At 71.3% G+C, this 19538-nt stretch carries 21 protein-coding genes; 11 read left to right on the top strand and 10 right to left on the bottom strand.

Going from position 1 to position 19538, the window contains the following annotated elements:
- Positions 1-26: 26 nt before the first annotated feature.
- A complete protein-coding gene (locus ACQPZX_RS41270) occupies positions 27-479 on the bottom strand; it encodes an N-acetyltransferase family protein (RefSeq protein WP_433368285.1) in 453 nt (150 codons plus the stop codon).
- 51 nt (positions 480-530) lie between these two features.
- On the opposite strand from ACQPZX_RS41270, the gene ACQPZX_RS41265 reads away from it, so the two are divergent.
- Positions 531-989 carry a potassium channel family protein gene (locus ACQPZX_RS41265; RefSeq protein ID WP_433368282.1) on the top strand — a complete coding sequence of 153 codons (459 nt, stop codon included), beginning with the start codon at positions 531-533 and terminating at the stop codon, positions 987-989.
- On the opposite strand, the gene ACQPZX_RS41260 is transcribed toward ACQPZX_RS41265, so the two are convergent.
- Entirely contained in the window at positions 940-2505 is a 1566-nt protein-coding gene (locus ACQPZX_RS41260) for an alpha/beta hydrolase (protein ID WP_433385754.1), read from the bottom strand. The genes ACQPZX_RS41265 and ACQPZX_RS41260 overlap by 50 nt on opposite strands.
- 162 nt (positions 2506-2667) lie before the next feature.
- Positions 2668-3735: an ATP-dependent DNA ligase gene (locus ACQPZX_RS41255; protein ID WP_433368279.1), complete on the bottom strand. Its 1068-nt coding sequence runs from the start codon at positions 3733-3735 to the stop codon at positions 2668-2670.
- A gap of 88 nt (positions 3736-3823) precedes the next feature.
- On the opposite strand from ACQPZX_RS41255, the gene ACQPZX_RS41250 reads away from it, so the two are divergent.
- Together ACQPZX_RS41250 and ACQPZX_RS41245 are read left to right on the top strand one after the other, a co-directional pair.
- On the top strand, positions 3824-4660 hold the full coding sequence (locus ACQPZX_RS41250; RefSeq protein ID WP_433368276.1) for a MerR family transcriptional regulator: 837 nt from the start codon (positions 3824-3826) through the stop codon (positions 4658-4660).
- Positions 4661-4665: 5 nt separating this feature from the next.
- Positions 4666-5514: a transglutaminase-like domain-containing protein gene (locus tag ACQPZX_RS41245; protein WP_433368273.1), complete on the top strand. Its 849-nt coding sequence runs from the start codon at positions 4666-4668 to the stop codon at positions 5512-5514.
- A 551-nt stretch (positions 5515-6065) separates the two neighbouring features.
- On the opposite strand, the gene ACQPZX_RS41240 is transcribed toward ACQPZX_RS41245, so the two are convergent.
- The 5 genes from ACQPZX_RS41240 to ACQPZX_RS41220 form a co-directional block, all read right to left on the bottom strand.
- On the bottom strand, positions 6066-6434 hold the full coding sequence (locus ACQPZX_RS41240) for a DUF3037 domain-containing protein (protein WP_433368270.1): 369 nt from the start codon (positions 6432-6434) through the stop codon (positions 6066-6068).
- Positions 6431-7153 (bottom strand): HipA family kinase, encoded by a 723-nt coding sequence (locus ACQPZX_RS41235; RefSeq protein ID WP_433368267.1) that lies wholly within the window; start codon positions 7151-7153, stop codon positions 6431-6433. Before ACQPZX_RS41235 ends, ACQPZX_RS41240 begins: the two co-directional genes overlap by 4 nt.
- Before the next feature lie 379 nt (positions 7154-7532).
- Positions 7533-8084: a hypothetical protein gene (locus ACQPZX_RS41230; protein ID WP_433368264.1), complete on the bottom strand. Its 552-nt coding sequence runs from the start codon at positions 8082-8084 to the stop codon at positions 7533-7535.
- Positions 8085-8182: 98 nt separating this feature from the next.
- Positions 8183-8983 carry an ArsR/SmtB family transcription factor gene (locus ACQPZX_RS41225; RefSeq protein ID WP_433368261.1) on the bottom strand — a complete coding sequence of 267 codons (801 nt, stop codon included), beginning with the start codon at positions 8981-8983 and terminating at the stop codon, positions 8183-8185.
- Positions 8984-9058: 75 nt separating this feature from the next.
- Positions 9059-10162: an MBL fold metallo-hydrolase gene (locus tag ACQPZX_RS41220; RefSeq protein WP_433368258.1), complete on the bottom strand. Its 1104-nt coding sequence runs from the start codon at positions 10160-10162 to the stop codon at positions 9059-9061.
- A 114-nt stretch (positions 10163-10276) separates the two neighbouring features.
- Between ACQPZX_RS41220 and ACQPZX_RS41215 the strand changes: the two genes are divergently transcribed.
- Genes ACQPZX_RS41215 through ACQPZX_RS41205 form a run of 3 tightly spaced genes read left to right on the top strand, consistent with a single transcriptional unit; the run spans position 10277 to position 12945 of the window.
- Positions 10277-11734, top strand: a complete 1458-nt coding sequence (locus ACQPZX_RS41215) for a deoxyguanosinetriphosphate triphosphohydrolase family protein (RefSeq protein ID WP_433368255.1) — start codon at positions 10277-10279, stop codon at positions 11732-11734.
- Positions 11718-12188 carry a DUF2809 domain-containing protein gene (locus ACQPZX_RS41210; protein WP_433368252.1) on the top strand — a complete coding sequence of 157 codons (471 nt, stop codon included), beginning with the start codon at positions 11718-11720 and terminating at the stop codon, positions 12186-12188. Before ACQPZX_RS41215 ends, ACQPZX_RS41210 begins: the two co-directional genes overlap by 17 nt.
- Positions 12142-12945 (top strand): hypothetical protein, encoded by an 804-nt coding sequence (locus ACQPZX_RS41205; RefSeq protein WP_433368249.1) that lies wholly within the window; start codon positions 12142-12144, stop codon positions 12943-12945. Before ACQPZX_RS41210 ends, ACQPZX_RS41205 begins: the two co-directional genes overlap by 47 nt.
- A 256-nt stretch (positions 12946-13201) precedes the next feature.
- On the opposite strand, the gene ACQPZX_RS41200 is transcribed toward ACQPZX_RS41205, so the two are convergent.
- Positions 13202-14470: a M48 family metalloprotease gene (locus ACQPZX_RS41200; protein ID WP_433368247.1), complete on the bottom strand. Its 1269-nt coding sequence runs from the start codon at positions 14468-14470 to the stop codon at positions 13202-13204.
- 68 nt (positions 14471-14538) lie between these two features.
- On the opposite strand from ACQPZX_RS41200, the gene ACQPZX_RS41195 reads away from it, so the two are divergent.
- The 5 genes from ACQPZX_RS41195 (at position 14539) to ACQPZX_RS41175 (ending at position 18364) form a co-directional block, all read left to right on the top strand.
- A complete protein-coding gene (locus ACQPZX_RS41195; RefSeq protein WP_433368244.1) occupies positions 14539-15093 on the top strand; it encodes a YciI family protein in 555 nt (184 codons plus the stop codon).
- Positions 15094-15239: 146 nt separating this feature from the next.
- Complete coding sequence (locus tag ACQPZX_RS41190) at positions 15240-15818, top strand: GAF domain-containing protein (protein WP_433368242.1); 579 nt, start codon at positions 15240-15242, stop codon at positions 15816-15818.
- 27 nt (positions 15819-15845) lie between these two features.
- Positions 15846-16733: a diacylglycerol/lipid kinase family protein gene (locus ACQPZX_RS41185; RefSeq protein ID WP_433368239.1), complete on the top strand. Its 888-nt coding sequence runs from the start codon at positions 15846-15848 to the stop codon at positions 16731-16733.
- 54 nt (positions 16734-16787) lie between these two features.
- Positions 16788-17780 (top strand): tetratricopeptide repeat protein, encoded by a 993-nt coding sequence (locus tag ACQPZX_RS41180; protein ID WP_433368236.1) that lies wholly within the window; start codon positions 16788-16790, stop codon positions 17778-17780.
- A 17-nt stretch (positions 17781-17797) separates the two neighbouring features.
- Positions 17798-18364 (top strand): dienelactone hydrolase family protein, encoded by a 567-nt coding sequence (locus ACQPZX_RS41175; protein WP_433368233.1) that lies wholly within the window; start codon positions 17798-17800, stop codon positions 18362-18364.
- Positions 18365-18431: 67 nt separating this feature from the next.
- Here ACQPZX_RS41175 and bioD read toward each other — a convergent pair whose 3' ends face one another.
- Complete coding sequence (gene bioD / locus ACQPZX_RS41170) at positions 18432-19214, bottom strand: dethiobiotin synthase (protein WP_433385751.1); 783 nt, start codon at positions 19212-19214, stop codon at positions 18432-18434.
- Positions 19215-19538 lie beyond the last annotated feature (324 nt).

Here is a 19538-nt window from a genome sequence, read left to right as displayed (position 1 = left end):
AGCAAGATGAACAAGGCGAACTGGAGCTAAAGGACCTTCTTCATGCCCTCGTGGCTGGCGGTGAAGCCGAGCGACTCGTAGAAGCGATGCGCCTCGGTGCGGCGCTTGTCGGTGGTGAGCTGCACGATCCGGCAGTTCCGCTCGCGGGCGCGGTCCATCGCGTACGCCATGAGCTTGCGCCCGATGCCGCCACCCCTTCTCTCCGCGCTGACCCGGACCGCCTCGACGGTCATCCGCCAGGAGCCGCCGCGGCTCAGGCCGGGGGTGAAGGTGAGCTGGCAGGTCGCGACGATCTCGCCGTCCTGCTCGGCCACGATCAGCTCGTTGTGGGGATCGGCGTCGATCGCCTCGAACGCCGCCCAGGTTGCGGCGTCGACCTCCTCGGGCACGACGCCGAAGCCCCGGGCCCGGCTGATGTCGTCGTCGGCGAGCAGCGCCAGGATGGCGGGCACGTCCGACCGCGTGGCCGAGCGGAACATCAACTCTTCCGATCTCCCCTCGACGTGCGTCGTTCGGGCACGATGTTGGCCATGCACGTCCTGCTCACACCCTTCCGAAGGATCTATCGCGGTGTCGTCTGGCTGGCGAACTCACCGCGCACCCTGATCCTCGCCTACGCCCTGCTGATCATCATCTGCGGCTCGGCTTACCACCACTTCGAGAAGAGCGCCTCGTACGGCGACTCCCTGTGGTGGGCGATCGTGACCGCCTCCACCGTCGGTTACGGCGACATCTCGCCCTCGACCTGGGAGGGCCGGGTGCTCGCCGGGATCCTCATCTCGGTCATGGTGCTCCTCGTCATCCCGCTGATCACCGCTCACTTCGCGAGCAAGCTGATCGTGGACACCGACGCCTTCCGCCACGAGGAGCAGGAGGAGCTCAAGCAGAACCTGCGCCGCGTGCGGGTGCTGCTCGAGGCGCTGGCCGAGCGGGAGGGCGTCACTTTGCCGGACAGCGCAGGCCCTCCTGCGGCACCTTCAGATCGATGAGGTAGGTGTCGACCGCGTTCACGATGCAGGGCGTGCTCGGGTACGCCGTGTGTCCCTCGCCCTCCCAGGTGAGCACATGGCCGACGCCCAGCATGCTCGCCAGGTCGGCGGTGTTCTCGTACGGCGTGGCGGGGTCGCCGGTCGTGCCGACCACGACGATCGGCGGGGCGCCGGTGGCCGGGCCGGCCGGGTACGGGTCGCGCTCGCCCGGCCAGAGGCTGCACGAGAGCATGCCGACCGCCAGCGACGCGCCGAACAGCGGGTACTTCGCGCGCCACTCGCCCTGCAGCTTGCGAACCTCCGCGACGCTCGGCACGTCCTTGGTGTCGGCGCAGTTGACCGCGAGGTTGGCGTCGAAGAGGTTGCTGTAGGTGCCGTCGGGTTTGCGCTCGGCGTACTGGTCGGCGAGGTTGAAGATCCCCTTGGGGTTGCCCTCCTTGAGCGCGGACACGGCGCCGGCCAGCGCCGTCCAGCCCGACTCGGTGTAGAGCGAGGAGATCACGGCCAGGAAGATCCAGCCGGACGTCGCCTTGCGGCCGTCGGTGTAGGGCACCGGGTTCTTGTCGGCGGCGGCCATCGCGTCGGTGACGGCCTTGCGGGCGTCGGGCGCGATCGGGCACTTGGCCGGCGTCTGCTTGCACCAGGTGGAGAAGTTGGTGAAGGCGCGCTCGAAGCCCTTGGCCTGCGACTCGGAACCCTGCACGTACGTCTGCTTGGGGTCGATCGCGCCGTCGAGCACCATCGCCCGGATGTTGGTGGGCGACTGCTGGGCGTAGGTGGCGCCGAGCAGCGTGCCGTAGGAGAAGCCCAGGTAGGTCAGCTTCTCGTCGCCGACGGCGGTGCGGATCGCATCCATGTCCTGGGCGGCCTGGTTGGTGGAGAAATTGACCAGCTGACCGCCGTATTTCTGGCCGCAGCCGTCCACGATCTTCTTGGTCAGCGCGACGTAGCTGTCGAACTGGGCCTGGCCGGCCGGGTCGGGCGGCGCACCGAAATTCGCGTCCTGGTCGGCGTCGCTGATGCACTTGACCGGGTCGGAGCGGCCGACGCCGCGCGGGTCGAAGCCGAGGATGTCGAACCGGTCGGTGATCGCGGTGGGCAGGCCGCCGAGCGCCTCGCCGTAGGACAGGTAGACCGCGGTGTCGACGCCGGAGCCGCCCGGGCCGCCCGGGTTGATCAGCAGCGAGCCGATCCGGTCTTTCTGCGTCTTGGAGCGGATGCGGATCACGGAGATCCCGTACGTCTGGCCGCTGTTGGCGTCCTTCCAGTCGCGGGGGACGTCGACGGTGGCGCAGTCGTAGGCCATGCCGGTGGCGCCCCGCCCGACCAACTTCTCGGGGACATCGGAGCAGTCGCTCCAATCGGCGGTGCCGGTGTTGAGCGGGGCGCTCGAGCCGTTGGTTTCCGGTGTGGGCTCGCTCGACCCGTCCGGGGCGAACGTGGGCACGGTGCAGCCCGAGACGGCAAGAACCGTCGCGAACAGGAGTCCGGCGACCAGACGGAGGCGACGCGGCACGATCACGGCCTTTCCACGGCTTTGGCTTGCTGGACCGAGGCTAGCCGGTCTGTCTGACAAGAACCTTCAGCGGCTGGCCCTCGGCGGCGCTCGGCGGCTGGCCCTCGGCCGCGCTCGGCGGCTTGCCCTCGGCCGGGCTCAGCGGCTGGCCCTCGGCCGGGCTCAGCGGCTGGTCAGCACCTCGGCCAGGTTGAACTGGACCGGGCGCTCGAGCTGCTCGTAGGTGCAGGTGTGCGGGTCGCGGTCGGGCCGCCACCGCTCGAACTGGGCGGTGTGCCGGAACCGGATGCCCTCCATGTAGTCGTAGCGCACCTCGACGACACGCTCCGGGCGCAGCGGGATGAAGGACAGATCCTTGCCGTTGTTCCAGCGGCTGTACTCGTTCTTGCGCGGGGTGCGCTCGCCCTGCTCGTGGGCCGCCCAGTTCCACGGGTGCCCCTCGAACTCGGTGACCAGGGGCTGCATCTCGCGGAAGAGCTCCTCGCGGACGGCCATCGGGAAGCTGCCGATCACGCCGACCGACACCAGCACGTCACGCTCGTCGTAGAGCCCGAGCAGCAGGGAGCCGATCCTGTCCTCGCCGGACTTGTGGACGCGGTATCCGGCGACGACGCAATCCGCCGTACGCTTGTGCTTGATCTTGGTCATCACCCGCTTGTCGGGCTGATAGGTCAGGTCGCGGCCCTTCGCGATCAACCCGTCGAGGCCGGCGCCCTCGAACTCGGCGAACCACCGCTGCGCGGTGGGAAGATCGTCGGTGGCCGGCGTGACGTGCACCGGTGGCCGCGCGTTCTTGAGTACGTCTTCGAGCCGCGCCCGCCGCTCGGCGAAGGGGTGCTCGGTCAGATCCTCGTCGCCGATCGCCAGCAGGTCGAACGCCACGAAACTGGCCGGGGTCTGCTCGGAGAGCAGCTTGACCCGGCTGGCCGCGGGGTGGATGCGCTGCTGGAGCGCCTCGAAGTCGAGCGTGTTGCGCGCGGTGTCGGCCACGATCACCTCGCCGTCGATCACCGCCCGCTCGGGGAAGTTTTCCAGCACGGCCCGGACCACCTCGGGGAAGTAGCGGGTCATCGGCTTCTCGTTGCGGCTGCCGATCTCGACCTCGTCGCCGTCCCGGAAGATGATCGAGCGAAAGCCGTCCCACTTCGGCTCATACACCTGGCCGGGCGGAATCTCGGCGACGGGTTTGGCGAGCATCGGCTTGACCGGCGGGTTGATCGGCAGCTCCATGGCACCCAGTGTGCCGCTTCCGCCGCCATCGGGAAGCCCCGTTTTTCGGGCTTTACTCTCCCCCAAGGGGAGACCCCACACTCAACCCATGACCACGCAACACCTCGAGACTCTCGCGATCGGTGAGTTCGGCCGCCTGGCCGGCCTCTCGGTCAAGGCGCTTCGCTTCTACGACGTGCACGGCCTGCTGCCGCCCGGCTCGGTCGACCCGGCCAGCGGTTATCGCCGATATCGGGCCGACCAGCTCGACCGGGCCCGCCGTATCAGCCTGCTCCGCGGCCTCGACATGCCGCTCGCCATCGTGGCCGAGATCCTGGAGCTCTCCGACGAGGAAGCGGTGCTGCGCCTCGACCGCTGGTGGGCCTCGCAGGAGGCGATCATGCAGTCCCGGCGGGGGAGCCTCACCTGGCTGCGTGCCCAGCTCGTGCCGGGGGCGGCGCCGCCCGAGCTGACGTATGGGGTGAGCGTCCGCGAGGTGCCCACGGTGAAGGTCGCGGCCCTGCGCGCCGAGGCGTCGCAGACCACGCTGGTCCAGGTGATGCGCGAGTGTGAGTGGATGGTCCGCAGCCTTCTGCACGACCAGATGGCCTTCACCACCGGCGAGCACTGGGTGATCTACCACGGCCTGATGGCCCCCGACAGCGACACACCGATCGAGGTCTGCGTCCCGTTCAGCGGCGCCGTCGAGCCCGAGGGTGAGATGGCCATCCGTCTGGAGCCGGCGCACCGAGAGGTCTACGCCACCGTGGCCCGCGACGACACCTTCTACCCGCGCATCGCCCGTGCCTACGAGGCGGTCTCCGGCCACGTGGCGGCCAACGGGCTCGTGCCGTCCGGGCCCGAGCGCGAGATCTACCTCAACCAGTGGGACAGGGTCGCCGGCACAGACCCGTTCGTACACGTCGCACAGCCGATCGAGGAGTGACTTTCATGGACTACACACGACAGACCCGGTTCTCCGACCCGCGGGCACACGCGGCGCTGTTCGACCCGCTGCCCGCCGATCCCGGCGGCATCGGGGAGGTGATCCGCAACATCGTCGTCCACTACCGCGCTTCCGGCATCCCCTTCCCGCCCGACCGCCTCGCCGAGATCGACAGCCGCTGGGCCGACCGCTTGCTCGACGCCGACCGGCGGCGCTTCGACGCCCCGCTGGCCGAGCCGCGCGCTCCCGAGCGGCGCATCGTCGGCTGCTGCCGCGACTTCACGCTGCTCACCGTGTCGGCGCTGCGGCACAAGGGCATTCCCGCGCGTAGCCGCATCGGCTTCACCGACTATCTGGACCCGGCTTGGCACCACGACCACGTGGTCGCGGAGTACTGGGACGGCGCCCGCTGGATCGCCACCGACACCCAGATCGACATCGCCGACCTGCGGCTGGCTCCCGGCGGCCTGCGCACGGCCGGCCAGGTGTGGTCGGCCCACCGACGCGGCGAGATCGACGTCGAGACCTTCGGCGTCGACCCCGGCATCGACGACCTGCGAGGCGCCTGGTTCGTCCGCAACTACGTCATCTACGAGCTGGCCCACCGCCGCGGCGACGAGCTCCTGCTGTGGGACTTGTGGGGCGACGTCTCCCTCGACCTCCCCGACGACCTGTCCCTGATCGACGAGATAGCCGACCTACTACAGTCCGCCGACGCAGGCGACAATTCAGCCGAACGCAAACTGGCCGACCACTACGCCACCAACCCACGCCTGCACCCGGGCCGCCGCGTGAAGTGCTCCTCCCCAACAGGCACCATCACCGAAATCGACCTACACCGAGAACCCACCTGACCCCGCCCCGCCCGGCCTGCCCACGCCTGCCGCCGCCCGCCCACGCCTGCCGCCGGCCCTGCGTGTGCTGCCCGCCCACGCCAGCCGCCGCCCGCCCACGCCTGCCGCCGGCTCCGCGTGTGCTGCCGGTCCACGCCAGCCGCCGCCCGCCCACGCCTGCCGCCGGTCCACGCCAGCTGACGCCCGCCCACGCCTGCCGCCGGTCCACGCCAGCTGACGCCCGCCCACGCCTGCCGCCGGCCCACGCTTGCCCGTTCACCCACGCCTGCCCGTTCACCCACGCCTGCTGTTGTCCGCGGTGACCCCGCTCGGCGGCTCGTCTGCCGCGTCCGCGCTCTGCCGTTCGTCCGGCCCGTGGTCCGCGGCCGTTGCCGGCGACGTGGCCGTCATCCACGCGGCGAGCGTGACCGCGGTGCTGCCGCTCGATCGCCACAGGCCCGGCCGGGCCGTGTCCGCCGCTCGCCAGGCCGGCGTGACGGCTGTGCCCGCGGCGTGCCCACAGCACGGCTCGCGTGGGCTCGTTGGGGTGGCGGTGCGGCAGCTGCTCGGTCCTATCTGACCAGGAGTTCGAGCAGGCGCTCCAGTTCGGCGGCGGGGTCGGCGGCCAGGCCCATGTGGACCGGGCCGGCGCGCAGGATGGTGCTGCGCGGGGCTACCAGCCAGCGGAAGCGTTCGCCCGGCTTCATGTCGGCTGCCGCGCCGGCGCCGTTGCAGGTCGACTCCCACGAGGTCAGGGCGGCGGCCACCGCGGCGACGTCGGCCTGGGGGTCGAGGCAGCGGAGGCGCTCGTCGTGCAGGTGGGTGCGGGCGGCCAGGAAGTCGAGGCGCTGGCTGTAGAGGACCACGCCTACGTTGATCAGCTCACCACGTTCGATCCGAGGGACGGCCTGGATGATGGCGTACTCGTACGGGACTCTCATGGCAGCCACGCCTCCGGCTGGGCGGCCCGCCGGGACAGATGGTTCAGATAGGCGTCGCGGTCGCCGTCGTCGAGCCACTCGTCCGGGACCAGATCCAGCACCTCGGCGAGCAGCTCCGGCGTCAGGCGCTCGGCCAGGGCGGGACCCTCCGTGGCCAGGGCGGTGGCGTATGGCTTGAGCACGTGGTCGTCCCACTTGTAGGGCCGGTGCACCACGGTCTCGGCACGCGGCCAGTTGTGGTGGAAGTAGAGGGTAGCCCCGTGGTCGATCAGCCAGAGGGCGTTGTGCCAGATCAGGAGGTTCGGATTGCGCCAGCTGCGGTCGACGTTCTCGACGAACGCGTCGAAGGCCACGACCCGGGAGGCCAGGGCCGGGTCGACCGGGTGCGCGTTGGGGTCGTACCCGAGCGAGCCCGGCAGGAAGTCCATGCCGAGGTTGGCGCCGGCGCTCGCCTTGATGAGCTCCTGCACCTCCTCGTCGGGCTCGGCCCGCGCGACGATCGGGTCGAGGTGCACGACGGCGAGCTCCGGCACCGGTAGCCCAAGCCGCCGGCCCAGCTCTCCCGAGATCACCTCGGCGACGAGCGCCTTGGGCCCCTGCCCCGCCCCGCGAAACTTCACCACATAGGTGCCGAGATCGTCGGCCTCGACGACCCCGGGCAGCGACCCACCCTCACGGAGAGGAGTGACATACCGCAGAGCAGTGACCTGACGAAGCACGCCGCCCACCCTAACCGCCCCTGATCAACCGCAACCCGGCCCCCGCACAACCCACACCCATGCATCTGGCCGCCCGCGCATCCGGCTGTCGCTCGGGTGGCTGCCCGCTCGGGTGGCTGCCCGCTCGGGTGGCTGCCCGCTCGGGTGGCTGCCCGCTCGGGTGGGCTGCCCGCTCAGGTGCTGCCCGCTCAGGTGGCTGCCCGCTCAGGTGGCTGCCCGCTCGGGTGGCTGCCCGCTCAGGTGGCTGCACGCGTAGCGGGAGAGCTGGGTGGCCATGCCGACGTCGTCCGGGTTGGGCTCAGGGGCCGTGAGGCCGGCCGCATGCGTGGGCCGCGGGTGGGTGCCCGCGGCCCGGGAAGCGCATTGGTGGGTGCGGCGGTCAGGTGGTGGGGCCCTGGCGGCGGAGTTCGTCGACCTTTGTCATGGCCTGGCGTAGGTCTGCCAGCCAGTCCTCGGTGTGCTGGCCCACCAGCTTGACGCACCAGGCCAGGGCCTCGGAGCGTGAGCGGGCCACCCCGGCGTCCACCAGGGTGTCGAGGATCTGGCGCTCGGGCTGGCGCAGGCGGGTCATGACCGGCGCCGCCAGGTGGGTGAACAGCTCGTTGGTGTCGCCGCAGCGGATGCCCCAGGCGACCTTTCGCTGGTAGCGGTGCTCTATCTGGCGGGCCACCCGGATTCTGTCCTCTCGGGTGTCCTCGCGGAACTGCGAGATGCGGCCGGCCTGGGACGCGGCGCGGTCGGCATCTGTCGCGTCCGTGCCCAGGTCGGGCTCGGGGACGCGGCCCCAGATGATGATCTCGTCTCGGTCGACGACCACCTCGGGGCGCTCGGTGAACCAACCGTCGGGGACGGCGCCGGTCACCCAGGCCGCGGCGTCGTCGGCGGTGGGCGGCTCGGATCGGCCGCCCGGTGGAGTGGGACGAAAACGCATACCAACCTCCCCTTACGAACGTGATTACAGGATTACACCGTTACACGGTTTGCTGCCATCACGTTCGCGGGGAGCGGAAAGAGGGAGGCGGCAGCGGGCTAGTCGTGCTTGGCCATCTGAGCGTCTCGGACGGCGGCGTGCATCTCCCACGGGGCCTGCGGGAGCACGTGGCCCGTCTCCAGCAGCGACTTCAGGTTGGCGAAGACGGCCGGCCAGCCGTGCGAGATGGCCTGGACGGCCTCGTCGTCAGGCAGGTTCTCGTGGGTCACGGTCAGGCGGACGATCTCGTGGTAGGGCTCGATGTCGAAAGCGACCGTCGAAGGGCCGGAGGGCGGCGGCGTGGCGGCCGGGTCGTCGAAGGTGATGACCAGGCGTTTCGGCGGGGTGGACTCCAGAACCTTGCCGATGACGTCGGCGATGCCGGAGCCGTCGGTGCGGATGTGCTGCCACTCCGAGCCGGGTTGCCAGTCCGACACATTGCTGTGGCCCCAGAACGAGGCCGTCAAGTCGGCGTCGGTGAGGGCCTCCCAGACGCGCTCGGGAGTGCTCTCGATGTACGTGACGTAGACGTACGCGGGCTTCTCGGTCATGTCTCGCTCCTCCGCGTTCTGCTTGATGGCGGCCAGCACGCGCAGCCTCGGCTGCTCGAAGGGGGCCAGCCATCGCTGCTGGATGTCGTGGATCGGGACCGGGTTGAGGTAGTGCAGCTTCTCCCGGCCGCGACGGACCGTGCTGATCAGATTGGCGTCCTCGAGGACGGACAGGTGCTGGGTCGCCGACTGGCGGGCCATCTCGAGTTGCCCGCAGAGCTGACCGAGCGTCTGGCCGTCGCGTCTGCGCAGGCTGTCGAGCAGTCGTCGGCGCGACGAGTCGGCCAGAGCCTTGAACACCTTGTCCACGCCCTCATTATGCAGGCAAGTACCTGCATAACGTCAAGCGACGAGGTGGGGAGAAGCGTCCGAGAGAAAAACGGGTCAGGCGATCTGCTGCCACCAGCCGTCGACGGCCGGCGGGTTGTCCACGTCGACGCGCTCGCCGGGGCGGGGGATCGCCAGCCGTACGTCGCGGGCCTTGGCCTCGGCCCAGGTGCGGTTGGCCGGCTCGGGCCACTCGTGCAGCGCCAGATTGAAGGTCGCCCAGTGCACCGGGATCATCAGGCCGCCCTGCACGTCCTGGTGGGTGGCGACGCCGTCCTCGGGGATCATGTGGATGTCCGGCCAGGCATCGCCGTACGCGCCGACCTGGATCAGCGTGACGTCGAACGGCCCGTGCTCGCGGCCGACCTCGGCGAAGCCGGGGAAATAGCCGGTGTCGCCGGAGTAGAAGACCTTGCGGGTGGGTCCGTTGATCACCCAGCTGGTCCAGAGCGTCTCGTCCCGGGTGAAGCCGCGGCCGGAGAAGTGGCGGGCCGCGGTGGCGATGAACTCGAGGCCGGCGACCTTGGCCCGCTCGTTCCAGTCGAGCTCGATGATGCGGGCCGCGGGCACGCCCCAGCGCTCGAGGTGGGCGCCCACGCCCAGCGGCACCAGGAACGGCGCGGCCTGGAGGTCGACGAGATTTTGGATCGTCTCCATGTCGAGGTGGTCGTAGTGGTCGTGGGAGATCAGCACGGCGTCGAGCGGGGGCAGGTCGCGCAGCGCGACCGGCGGCTCGTGCAGGCGTTTCGGCCCGGAGATGCGCGACGGGGAGCAACGCTCGCTCCACACCGGGTCGAGCAGCACCCGGCGGCCCTCGATCTCGACCAGCGCCGAGGAGTGGCCGTACCAGGTGACGTGCAGGCCCTCGGCGTCGAGGCCGGGCGCGGGCGTCACCAGCGGGATCGGCAGGCGCGGGTGGCGAGCCTCGCGGTCGCGCAGGGCCGCGGCGGCCAGGCGCGGCATGGACGCGGGGGTCACCTCGGTGGCGGGGACGGTGTTGCGGAACTTGCCGCCGGAGAACTGCGGGCTCGCCAGGACGCGGGCCAGGCGGTCGCCCTTGGCCTTGCCGCCCATCTGCCGGGGGATGTCCTTGGCCACCCACACCGCCGCGGCGCCGAGCGCCAGCGCCACCAATGCTCCGGTACGTCCTCGCTTCGCCATCAGCCCAGTTTGACGAACCGGAGTCGTGATCCGCCACCTGCGTGACGATGGCACTGTCCGTGACTATCGACACCCTTCGGAACTCTCAGGTGCCGGGCGGTAACGTTGCCGGGCATGGACGATTCGCGGGCTCAGCGGCTTTTCGGGGACAGCCTGGTCGCGCCGGGTGATCTCGCCTCCGGGCCGTTCCGGGTCGACCGCGACCGGATCGTCAGCTCACCCTTCTTCGCGCGGCTGGCCGGCGTCACCCAGGTGATCAGCCCGGGCGGCGCGGGCCTGCTCGTGCACAACCGGATGACGCACAGCCTCAAGGTCGCCCAGGTCGCGAGGGCGATCGCGGAGCGAGTGTTAAACCGCGATAAATCGGATTTGTCGGAGAAGCTGGGCGGATGTGACCCCGACGTCGTCGAAGCGGCCGCCCTCGCCCACGACCTCGGGCACCCGCCCTTCGGGCATCTGGGCGAACGGGTGCTCGACCAACTGGCCCGGCACCGGCTGAGGATCCCGGACGGCTTCGAGGGCAACGCGCAGTCGTACCGGATAGTCACCAGCACCGAGATCCGGGGCGAGGCCACCATCGGGCTCAACCTGACCAACGCGGTACGGGCCGCGATCCTCAAATACCCGTGGACCAGGCACGGCGACGCCCGCTACATGGACCCGCCTCCTCGCGGCGCCGCCCCGCCGGCCGACGATCCCGACGGCGGATCGGCCAAGTTCGGCGCCTACCTCACCGAGGCCGACGACATGGTCGCCGCGAGGGCGCCGTTCGCCGGCCGGGTCGCGGACTGGCAGCAGACGATCGAGGCTTCGGTCATGGATACGGCGGACGACATCGCGTACGCCATCCATGATCTTGAAGATGTGCATCGGGTCGGCGTGCTGCAGCAGGGTGCGGTCGCGGCGGAATTGATGGCCTGGCAGCGCTGGGGCCCGGCGACGGATCTCGGACGGGCCGGCGGCGCGATCGAGTCGCTGCGGCGGCAGCTGCACCGCAAGGACGGCTGGATGGCCGACGACGAGGCGTTCACGGCCGCCATCGAGCTGGTGCGCGCCGAGCTGGTCGACGGGCTGCTGGCGCGGCCGTTCGACGGGTCGCTGGAGGCGGAGGCGCGGGTCGGCGCGTTCTCGGCGACCTGGACCCGGCGGCTGGTCGAGTCGATCGAGCTGGTCGAGCAGCCGGCGGTCCGGTCCGGGCACGTGCAGCTGGCCACGGCGCAGTGGCACGAGGTGCAGATCCTCAAGTTCGTGCAGAACCGCTTCGTGCTCGCCCGCCCCGACCTGGCGCTGCACCAGCGCGGACAGGGCCGCCTGCTGTCGTCGCTGGTGGAGGCGCTGCTGGCCTGGCTCACCGACCCCGACGAGGAGCAGCGGATCCCGCGCCGCCTGCGCGACCTGGTCGAGCTGGCCGAGACCGAGCTGCCGGAGGGCACGCCCGACCGGATCGGCCAGGCCCGCGGCCGCGCGGTGATCGACTTCGTGGCCGGGCTGACCGACAACCAGGCCATCGGCCTGATGGAGGCCCTCTCCGGCCATTCGCGGCAGCTCTGGACCGATGCGTTCGTCCTTTAGCCGGCTCGTCGGCGTCGCGATGGTCGTCGTGTCGCTGGGAGCCGCGCTCGGGATCCGCGCGCTCACCGGCTCGACACTCGAAACAACAGGGGCATTGGAGCAGATTTCGGGTACGGCGTTGTATGCGTCCGCCTTTTACGGCGGCCTGCTGTTCCTCTGGCCGCGGGCAACGCCGACCGTGCTCGCGGGTGGGTCGCTGGCGTTCTGCTGGATCGTGGAGTTCCTGCAGCTCACCGACGTTCCGGCGCGCCTGTCCGAGCAGAGCGTGGCGGCCCGGCTGGTGCTGGGGGAGAGCTTCGACCCGGCCGACCTCGTCTGGTACGTGCTCGGGGTGGCGCTGGCCGCGGGCGTGCACCAGGCGGCACGCTTCGGCGCCGGCCGAAGGTCGCGAGCATTAGCGTCCGGGCATGCGGGAGATTCGCGGGCGGGAAGCCGCCCTGGCCGTCCTGAATGATCCACGCTTCGTCGTGCCCCCGGTGCCCCCGGTGCCGCCGGCGGCCGCCGGCATCGGCTGGCTACGGGCGACGGTCGGCCGTTTCGCCACGGGTGAGGATCACCGGCGGCGCCGCGCGCTGGCGGCCACGATCATCGCGTCGCTGACGCTTACGCCGGCGTCGGCGGGGAAGCCGGCACCGGCGTCCGCGGGCGAGTGGGCGCAGATGTCCGCGGGTGAGCGGGTGCAGGTGTCCGCGGGTGAGCGGGTGCAGGTGTCCGCGGGTGAGCGGGTGCAGGTGTCCGCGGGTGAGCGGGTGCAGGTGTCCGCGGGGGACGAGCATCCGGTCGACGTGCTGGCCCGGGCGATGGGCATCGACGGCCCGGTGTCCGATGTGGTCCGCGACATCGCCCAGGCCTATCAGCCCGGGACGGGTGACGCCGCGCGTGCCGACGAGGCCGTCGAGCGGTTGATCGTGCGGCTCGGCGGCGCGCACGACGAGGCGACCGCGGCCCACATCGGCGTGCTGGTCCAGGCCTGCGACGCCACCGCCACGCTTCGGCAGCGGACCCGCGACCGCCCGCTCGACGAGGTGCTGCGCGACGACCCGCCGGTCCGCGCCACGAAACGCCAGGCCACCGAGGCGGTAACGATCGACGGCGAGCGGTTCGAGGCCGGCGAGGTGGTGCTGGTCCCGCTCGCCGGCGATCTCGCCTTCGGCGCCGGTCCGCGCCGCTGCCCCGGCGAAGAGCTGGCGCTAGCGCTCGCCCGGGCCTGACGCGCTCGCGCGGAGGAGGCGCGCGGAGGAGGCGCTCGCCCGGGCCAGACACTCGCGCGGAGGAGGCGCTCGCCCGGGCCAGGCGCTCGCCCGGGCCAGGCGCTCGCGCGGAGGAGGCGCTCGCCCGGGCCAGGCGCTCGCGCGGAGGAGGCGCTCGCCCGGGTCAGGCGCTCACGCGGAGGAGGCGCTCACGCGGAGGAGGCGCGCCCAGACCAGGCACTCGCCCAGATCAAGCGCCCGGCCGAGTGCGCCCGGCCTAGCGCCAGCGGCGGCGGATCGGGGCGAGGCCGCCGTCGGCCAGGGCCCGCCGGACGCGCTCGGCCAGCTTGCCCACCTCGCCGTCGATGCGGGTCGACGTTGCCTCGTCGAGTGTCACCGCGGCCGGGAGCGCGGGGCGGCGTTCCAGCATCTCGGCGCGCAGGCCGGTCGGCGGGTGTGAGGCGAACAGCGACGCCTCGGAGTGGCGGCTCAGCCGGCGCAGCGGGCCGATGTTCGCGGCCTGGTTGGCCCGCGCGGTCACCGCCGCCGCCCGCCAGGCCGGGAGGCCGTTGCCGGCCCGCGCCTCCCGGGCGATCACCGTGTCGAGCGCTTCGTCCAGCAGCAAGTGGTCGGCCAGCCCGGTCGCGGCCGCGGTGCCGCCGGCCCGGGCGCCGAGTTCGTCGGCGAGGTATTCGGCACGCTGCGAGTCGCGCAGGCTGGTCCACAGGAGCACGAGTTGGAGCGCCATCGCCGTACGGGAAATGATCCATCCGATCGACCGCGAGAGGGCCTCGATGAATCCGCCGCCGCTGGTTGACGGGTCGAAGAGCCCGGCGATGCGGCCGAGGGTCCGCTCGGCGACCTGGGTCAGCGGGCCGCGGCGCACGTCGCCGTTCACGAAGTGGCCCAGCTCGTGGCCGAGCAGCGCGACCCGCTCCTGCGGATCGAGCGTCGCCCACAGCGGAAGCCCCAGGCACAGGACCCGTTGACGGCGCACACCGACCGTGGTCGTGTACGCGTTCCGCTCGTACCCGATAAGAAGAATGTGTGGCACCGGCGCGCCCACCGCCGTGGCCACCCGCTCCACCAGCCCGAACAGCTCCGGCGCCGCGGATCGCTCGATCTGGTGCGCGTCGTCGGTCAGGTGGCCGAGCCGGCCGAGGCGCGGACGCAGCACGACCGCCGTCCCGATCAGCAGCACGCCGAGGCCCTTGGCCAGCGCGCCCGGCATCAGGAGCAGCCACACGCCCAGCCCCGCGATCGCGACCACGGCCGTGAGGAGCAGCGCCGCCGCCACCAGCGTGACGACCCGGGCCGCGGAGGCGGACCGGCGTACCAGCGGGCCGTCCGCGAGCGCCGTGAACTGCCCGTCGGTCAGCCGGGTGGCCACCCGGTGCAGCCGGCGATCCACCCATCCCCAGCCGAGGACGGCGGGCGTCACTTGCAGGTTCCAGTCGCAGGCGGGACACCAGCGGTGCGGGAGCCCCAGGGCGACGGTGGGTTCGGCGCAGCGCGGGCAGGCATCGACGGCCGGGGTGGTGGTCATGGCGGTTGATCATGCAACATGGCGGGCCCCGTCCGCGACCCCGTTTGCCGTGGTGGAAGGCTTGTTTGGTGGAGTACTTCTTTTACTGCCGCGATCGGGACGGCGTCGGTGATCTCCGATGGAGGCTCGTCGAGGAGCACTGGTCGTTCATGGACGACTACGCCGACGGGATGATCGCGCGGGGGCCGACTTTCGTTCCCGGGCGCGATGCCCCGACCGGCAGCGTGCACATCGTCGACCTGCCCGATGCCGAGGCCGCGCGGGTGTTCGCCTTCGAGGAGCCCAACTACCGGGCCGGCGTCTACGGCGAGGTGCTGGTGCGGCGGTTCGTCAACATGGCCGGCCGCACCATGTGGGAGTTCCCCGAGCGGAGCGGGACCGATGAGCGATTCCTGATCCTCGCGCACGCTGAGCCGGGGGTTGCGCGAAACGACGCGATCAAGGAGGCCGACGAGGATCGGCTCATCGTGTGGGGTCCGCTGCTGAGCGAGGACGGCGAGCAGTGGGTGGGCACGGCCATCCTGGGCGAGTTCCCCGACGAGCAGAGCGCCCGAGATGCCGTGGATGCCGACGCGTACGGGAGCGTGGAGGTGCACCATTGGCAGTTCGGCGGCCGCCGATGACGTCGATGTCCCACACCGTGTGCGACTTTCATGTTCGAAACGCGAGGGTGGCATCAAATCGGTCATCGTGATCATTGCTTCGCAACGGGGCGGTTTCTAGGCTCGGCGTGTTCCGTCAGCGATCAGGTGTGAGGGGGTCTCCACCCATGACCAACAGCAATCCGACATCGTCGAGCGCCTATGAGTACCTGGACAACGTCGGCCCGGAGGAGCAGGCGCGGCTCGAGGCCGTCCGTCGCTACCGGCTTGTCGATCAGCCGGTCGAGGACGCGTACGATCGGATCGCGTTTGTCGCGGCGGCCATTTTCGACACGCCGATCGCGACAGTTTCGCTGGTCGAGCAGGACAGGGTGTGGCTGGCCGCCTGCCAGGGTCTCGGCGGCGTCCGCGAGGTCGGCAAGGAGCCCGGCCTGTGCGCGTCCGTGATCGCGCAGGACGACGTCTATGTGATCAACAACGCGGCCGTCGACCCGCGCACGCTCGAGCACCCGCTCGTCCGCGGCGAGCTCGGCCTGCGGTTCTACGCCGCCGCGCCGATCCGCACCCACGACGGTTACCGGCTCGGAACGGTCAACGTCATCGACAACCGGCCGCGCGACGCCTCGCCGCGGCAGCTGCGGGCGCTCGAGCACCTGGCCTCGATGGTGTCCGACGAGCTCGAGCTGCGCCTGATGGTGATCCGCAGCGCGGCGGCCGAGCAGCGGATGCGGGAGACGGTTAGCTGAGAGTCGATATCGGGTAGTGCGCAGGGCATGCGCACTCCCGAAACCATCGCCGTCGTCGCCCACCAGCGGAAAACGCTTGACGGTGGGCTCGATGAGCTGCGTCGCCGGCTTTCCTCCGCCGGCGTCTCCAAGCTGCTCTGGCACGAGGTGCCCAAGAGCCGCAAGGCGCCCAAGAAAGTTCGCGCTCTCCTGGAGAAGAAGCCGGATCTGCTGCTCGTCTGGGGCGGCGACGGGATGGTGCAGCGGACGCTCGACGTCGTGGCCGGTTCGAAGGTCCCGGTCGGCATCATTCCGGCGGGCACCGGCAATTTGCTCGCCACCAACCTGGGCATTCCGCATTCCCTGGAAGAGTCGCTGGACATCGCGCTGAACGGCCGCCGGCACCGGATCGACCTCGGCAAGCTCGGCGGCGAGCACTTCGGTGTCATGGCCGGCGTCGGCTTCGACGGCGCAATGATCCAGGACGCCGACCGGAAGATGAAGGATCGACTCGGCAAGCTCGCGTACGTCTGGGCCGGCCTGCGCCACGTCAACGGCGAGCCCGCCTCCGCCCGGATCATGGTGGACGGCGTGAAGTGGTTCGACGACGAGGCCAGCTGCGTGCTGATCGGCAACGTCGGCACGATCACCGGCGGCATCCAGGCCTTCGACGACGCCCAGCCCGACGACGGCTGGCTCGACGTCGGCGTGGCCACCGCGCACGGCGCGCTCGAGTGGGCGCGGGCGCTGGGCACGATGGCGGTGGGCCGCTCCGACCGGTCGCCGTTCGTCCGCACCACCCGCGCCCGTCGCATCGACGTCAAGCTCAAGAGCAAGATGGAGTACGAGCTCGACGGCGGCGCCCGCTCGTCCACGAAGAGCTTCTCGGCCACGGTTTCGCCGGGCGCGGTGAAGGTGTGTCTCCCGCGGCATTGATCAATAATCCACAATGTATCGACACGGGGCGTCGCGATGTGATCACATCCGGCTATGACCCTTCCCCCTGGGCCGGATCGCGAGTCGTGGCAGCGCGACTTCGAGCAGTTGATGCGCGACGACCCGGGCGGTGCGGCCGACGCCCTCCTGGTGCTCTGGCCCGACGTCGAGGCCGACACCGAGATGGTCGACATGTTGCGCGCCAACACCGAGGCGCTCCTGCGCAACGGCAGCGACGCGATCTGGGCGGAGGGTCTGCATCCGGTGGTCTTCCGGGCCGGCAACAGCCTTTCCCATCAGGGCCTGCTGCCCGCGGCCACCACGTTCTGGGAAAGCCTGCTGCCCGTCGCTTCGGGGCGCCTCGGCTCCGATCACGCCGACACCCTGACGATCACCAACAACCTGCTTTGGGCGTACGGGCGTGGTGGCGACCCCGATCGTGCCCTCACCGGCTTCCGCGATCTGCTGGCCCTCCGCGTCCGGGTGCTGGGCCCCGATCACGAGAACACGCTGGCCACCCGCCACGCGGTGGCCACGTGGCAGGACGCCACCGGCGACCACCCCGGCGCGGCCGCGGCGATGCGTTCGCTGGTCAGCGACTACGAGCGCACGCTGGGCCCCGACCACCGCGACACGCTCAACACCCGCATCGCCCTCGTCGAGATCCTCGGCCCGGCCGACCCCGCCGCCGCGGTGGCCGAGCTGCGCCCGCTGCTCGACGACTTCCGCCGCGTGCTCGGCGCCGACCACCCCGAGGTGCTCGAGGTGGAGGTCGAGCTCGCGTCGTGGCTGGCCGAGGCGGGCGACTTCGACGAGGCCCTGTCCCGCGTCGATCGCCTCCTCGACGACTACGACCGGGTCCTCGGCCCGGCCCACCACGACACGCTGACGCTGCGCTTCCTCGCCGCCGACATGCGCGCCCGGGCGGGCCGCCAGCGCGAGGCCACCGAGGCGATGCACTCGCTGCACGGCGACGTGGTCGGCCTGATCAACCAGGGCCGCCGCGAGGTCGAGGACCTCAGAACCTCGATCGAGTCCTGGTCCTGATCGCTAGGGTTGGCGCGGTGAGGCACATCGCCCTGTTCCATTCCGTGTACGGCCGGCGCCCCGCCATCCTCGAGGCGGCCGAGCTCTTCCGGGCGGCCGGGCACGAGGTCACCGCGCCCGACCTGTTCGGCGGCCCGGTGGCGGAGTCACTGGAAGAGGGTTTCGCGATCAGCGAGCGCACCGGATGGGCGGCCATCATGCGGCGGGCCCGCGAGGCGGTCCAGGATCTTCCGCCCGACACCGTGCTGGCCGGCCTCTCGATGGGCGCCGGGGTCGTCGGTGACCTGCTCGCCGAGCGCCCGGGCACCGCTGGGGTGCTGTTGCTCCACGGCTTCGGAGGCGACCCTCGCCGGGTGTCCACCGGCCTGCCCGTCCAGGTGCACGTGGGCCAGGCGGACACGATGTTCCCGCCCGCGAAGGTGGCCGCTTGGCAGGCCGCCATGGCAGCCGGCGGCGCCACCGTCGAGGTGTTCACATATCCCGATATTCTGCATTTTTTCACTGATTCCGGCGTCGACGACTACGACGCGGAGGCGGCGAGGCTTGCTTGGGAGCGCAGCTTGCGCTTCGTGGGCGCCCTCTGACCGTCGGCTGCCGGGCCGCCTCGGCGCTTTTCGTCGAGCGGCGCGACCGGGAAGCGTCGGCGCGCCGCTAGTGACCGTCGGTTTCCTCGGCCCAGACGCGCCAGTTGTCGATGACGCCGTAGAGGGGTGGCGTCAGCCAGCCCGGTGCCGAGCGGCGGAAGACGCCCGGATCCATCTGGCCCGCGCCGTCCGGTAGGGCGCCCATCAGGTGCGGGGCCAGCTCGGACAGGTTGGCCCAGTGGACCAGCTCGGGGTCGGCGGGCCAGGCGCCGATCACCACGCCCGCCGGGACTCCCCGGCGGCTCAGAGCCTCCAGGGTCAGGGCGGTGTGGTTGAGGGTCCCCAGCCCGGCGCGGGCCACGACGACGGTCTTGACGCCGAGGGCGATGGCCAGGTCGGCCAGCGTCCAGGCCTCGCCCGAGGGCCGCACCCCCATCGGCACCAGCAGGCCGCCCGCACCCTCGACCAGGACCAGGTCATGCTTGTCGGCCTCGGCCCGAACGGCGTCGACCACCTCGTAGAGCTCCAGCGGCGGCAACTGTGCCACCGTCGCGGCCGCCAGCGGTGCCATGGGCTCGGGGTATTCGGCCAGCGTGCGCGTCGTGTCCGGCGCCGCGAGCCGGGTGATCACCTCGATGTCGGTGGGCGCGCCGGTGGCGATGCCGGTCTGCCCCGGCTTGATGACCGCCACGCGAAGCCCGGACGCCTGGGCAGCCGCGGCAATAGCGGCGGTGACGATCGTCTTGCCGACGTCGGTATCGGTCCCGGTGATCAGGACGACCCCACGCCACTCGCCGTGATCGGGGCGCTGGGGAGCGGGCTGCGCCTGGGCGGAGAGCTCCGTCGCGATCTCAGCGCCGAGCGCCTCGCCGGTCGGGAGATCCTCGGCGGCCAGGTCGGGCCCCACCGGCGCGGGAGAATCCGGAGCCGGAGAAACCGGGGCATCCAGGGGCGCGGCAGCGGGCTCGGCCGGCGGCAGTTCATCGGGAGAGCGCAGGGGCTCAGCAGGCGGCGCGGTCTCGCTGAGCGGCGCGGTCTCGGTGGGTGGGGCGGTCTCGGTGGGCGGCGCGGTCTCGGCAGGCGGCGTGGTGTCGCTGAGCGGTGCGGTCTCGGCCGGCGGCGTGGTGTCGCTGAGCGGTGCGGTCTCGGCCGGCGAATCCGGCTCGTCGTCGCT

The sequence above is a fragment of the Actinoplanes sp. CA-142083 genome (assembly GCF_050942195.1).
GTDB lineage: Bacteria > Actinomycetota > Actinomycetes > Mycobacteriales > Micromonosporaceae > Actinoplanes.
The sequence above is the reverse complement of the archived record's forward strand: the minus strand, read 5'-3'. Positions and strand labels throughout refer to the sequence as shown.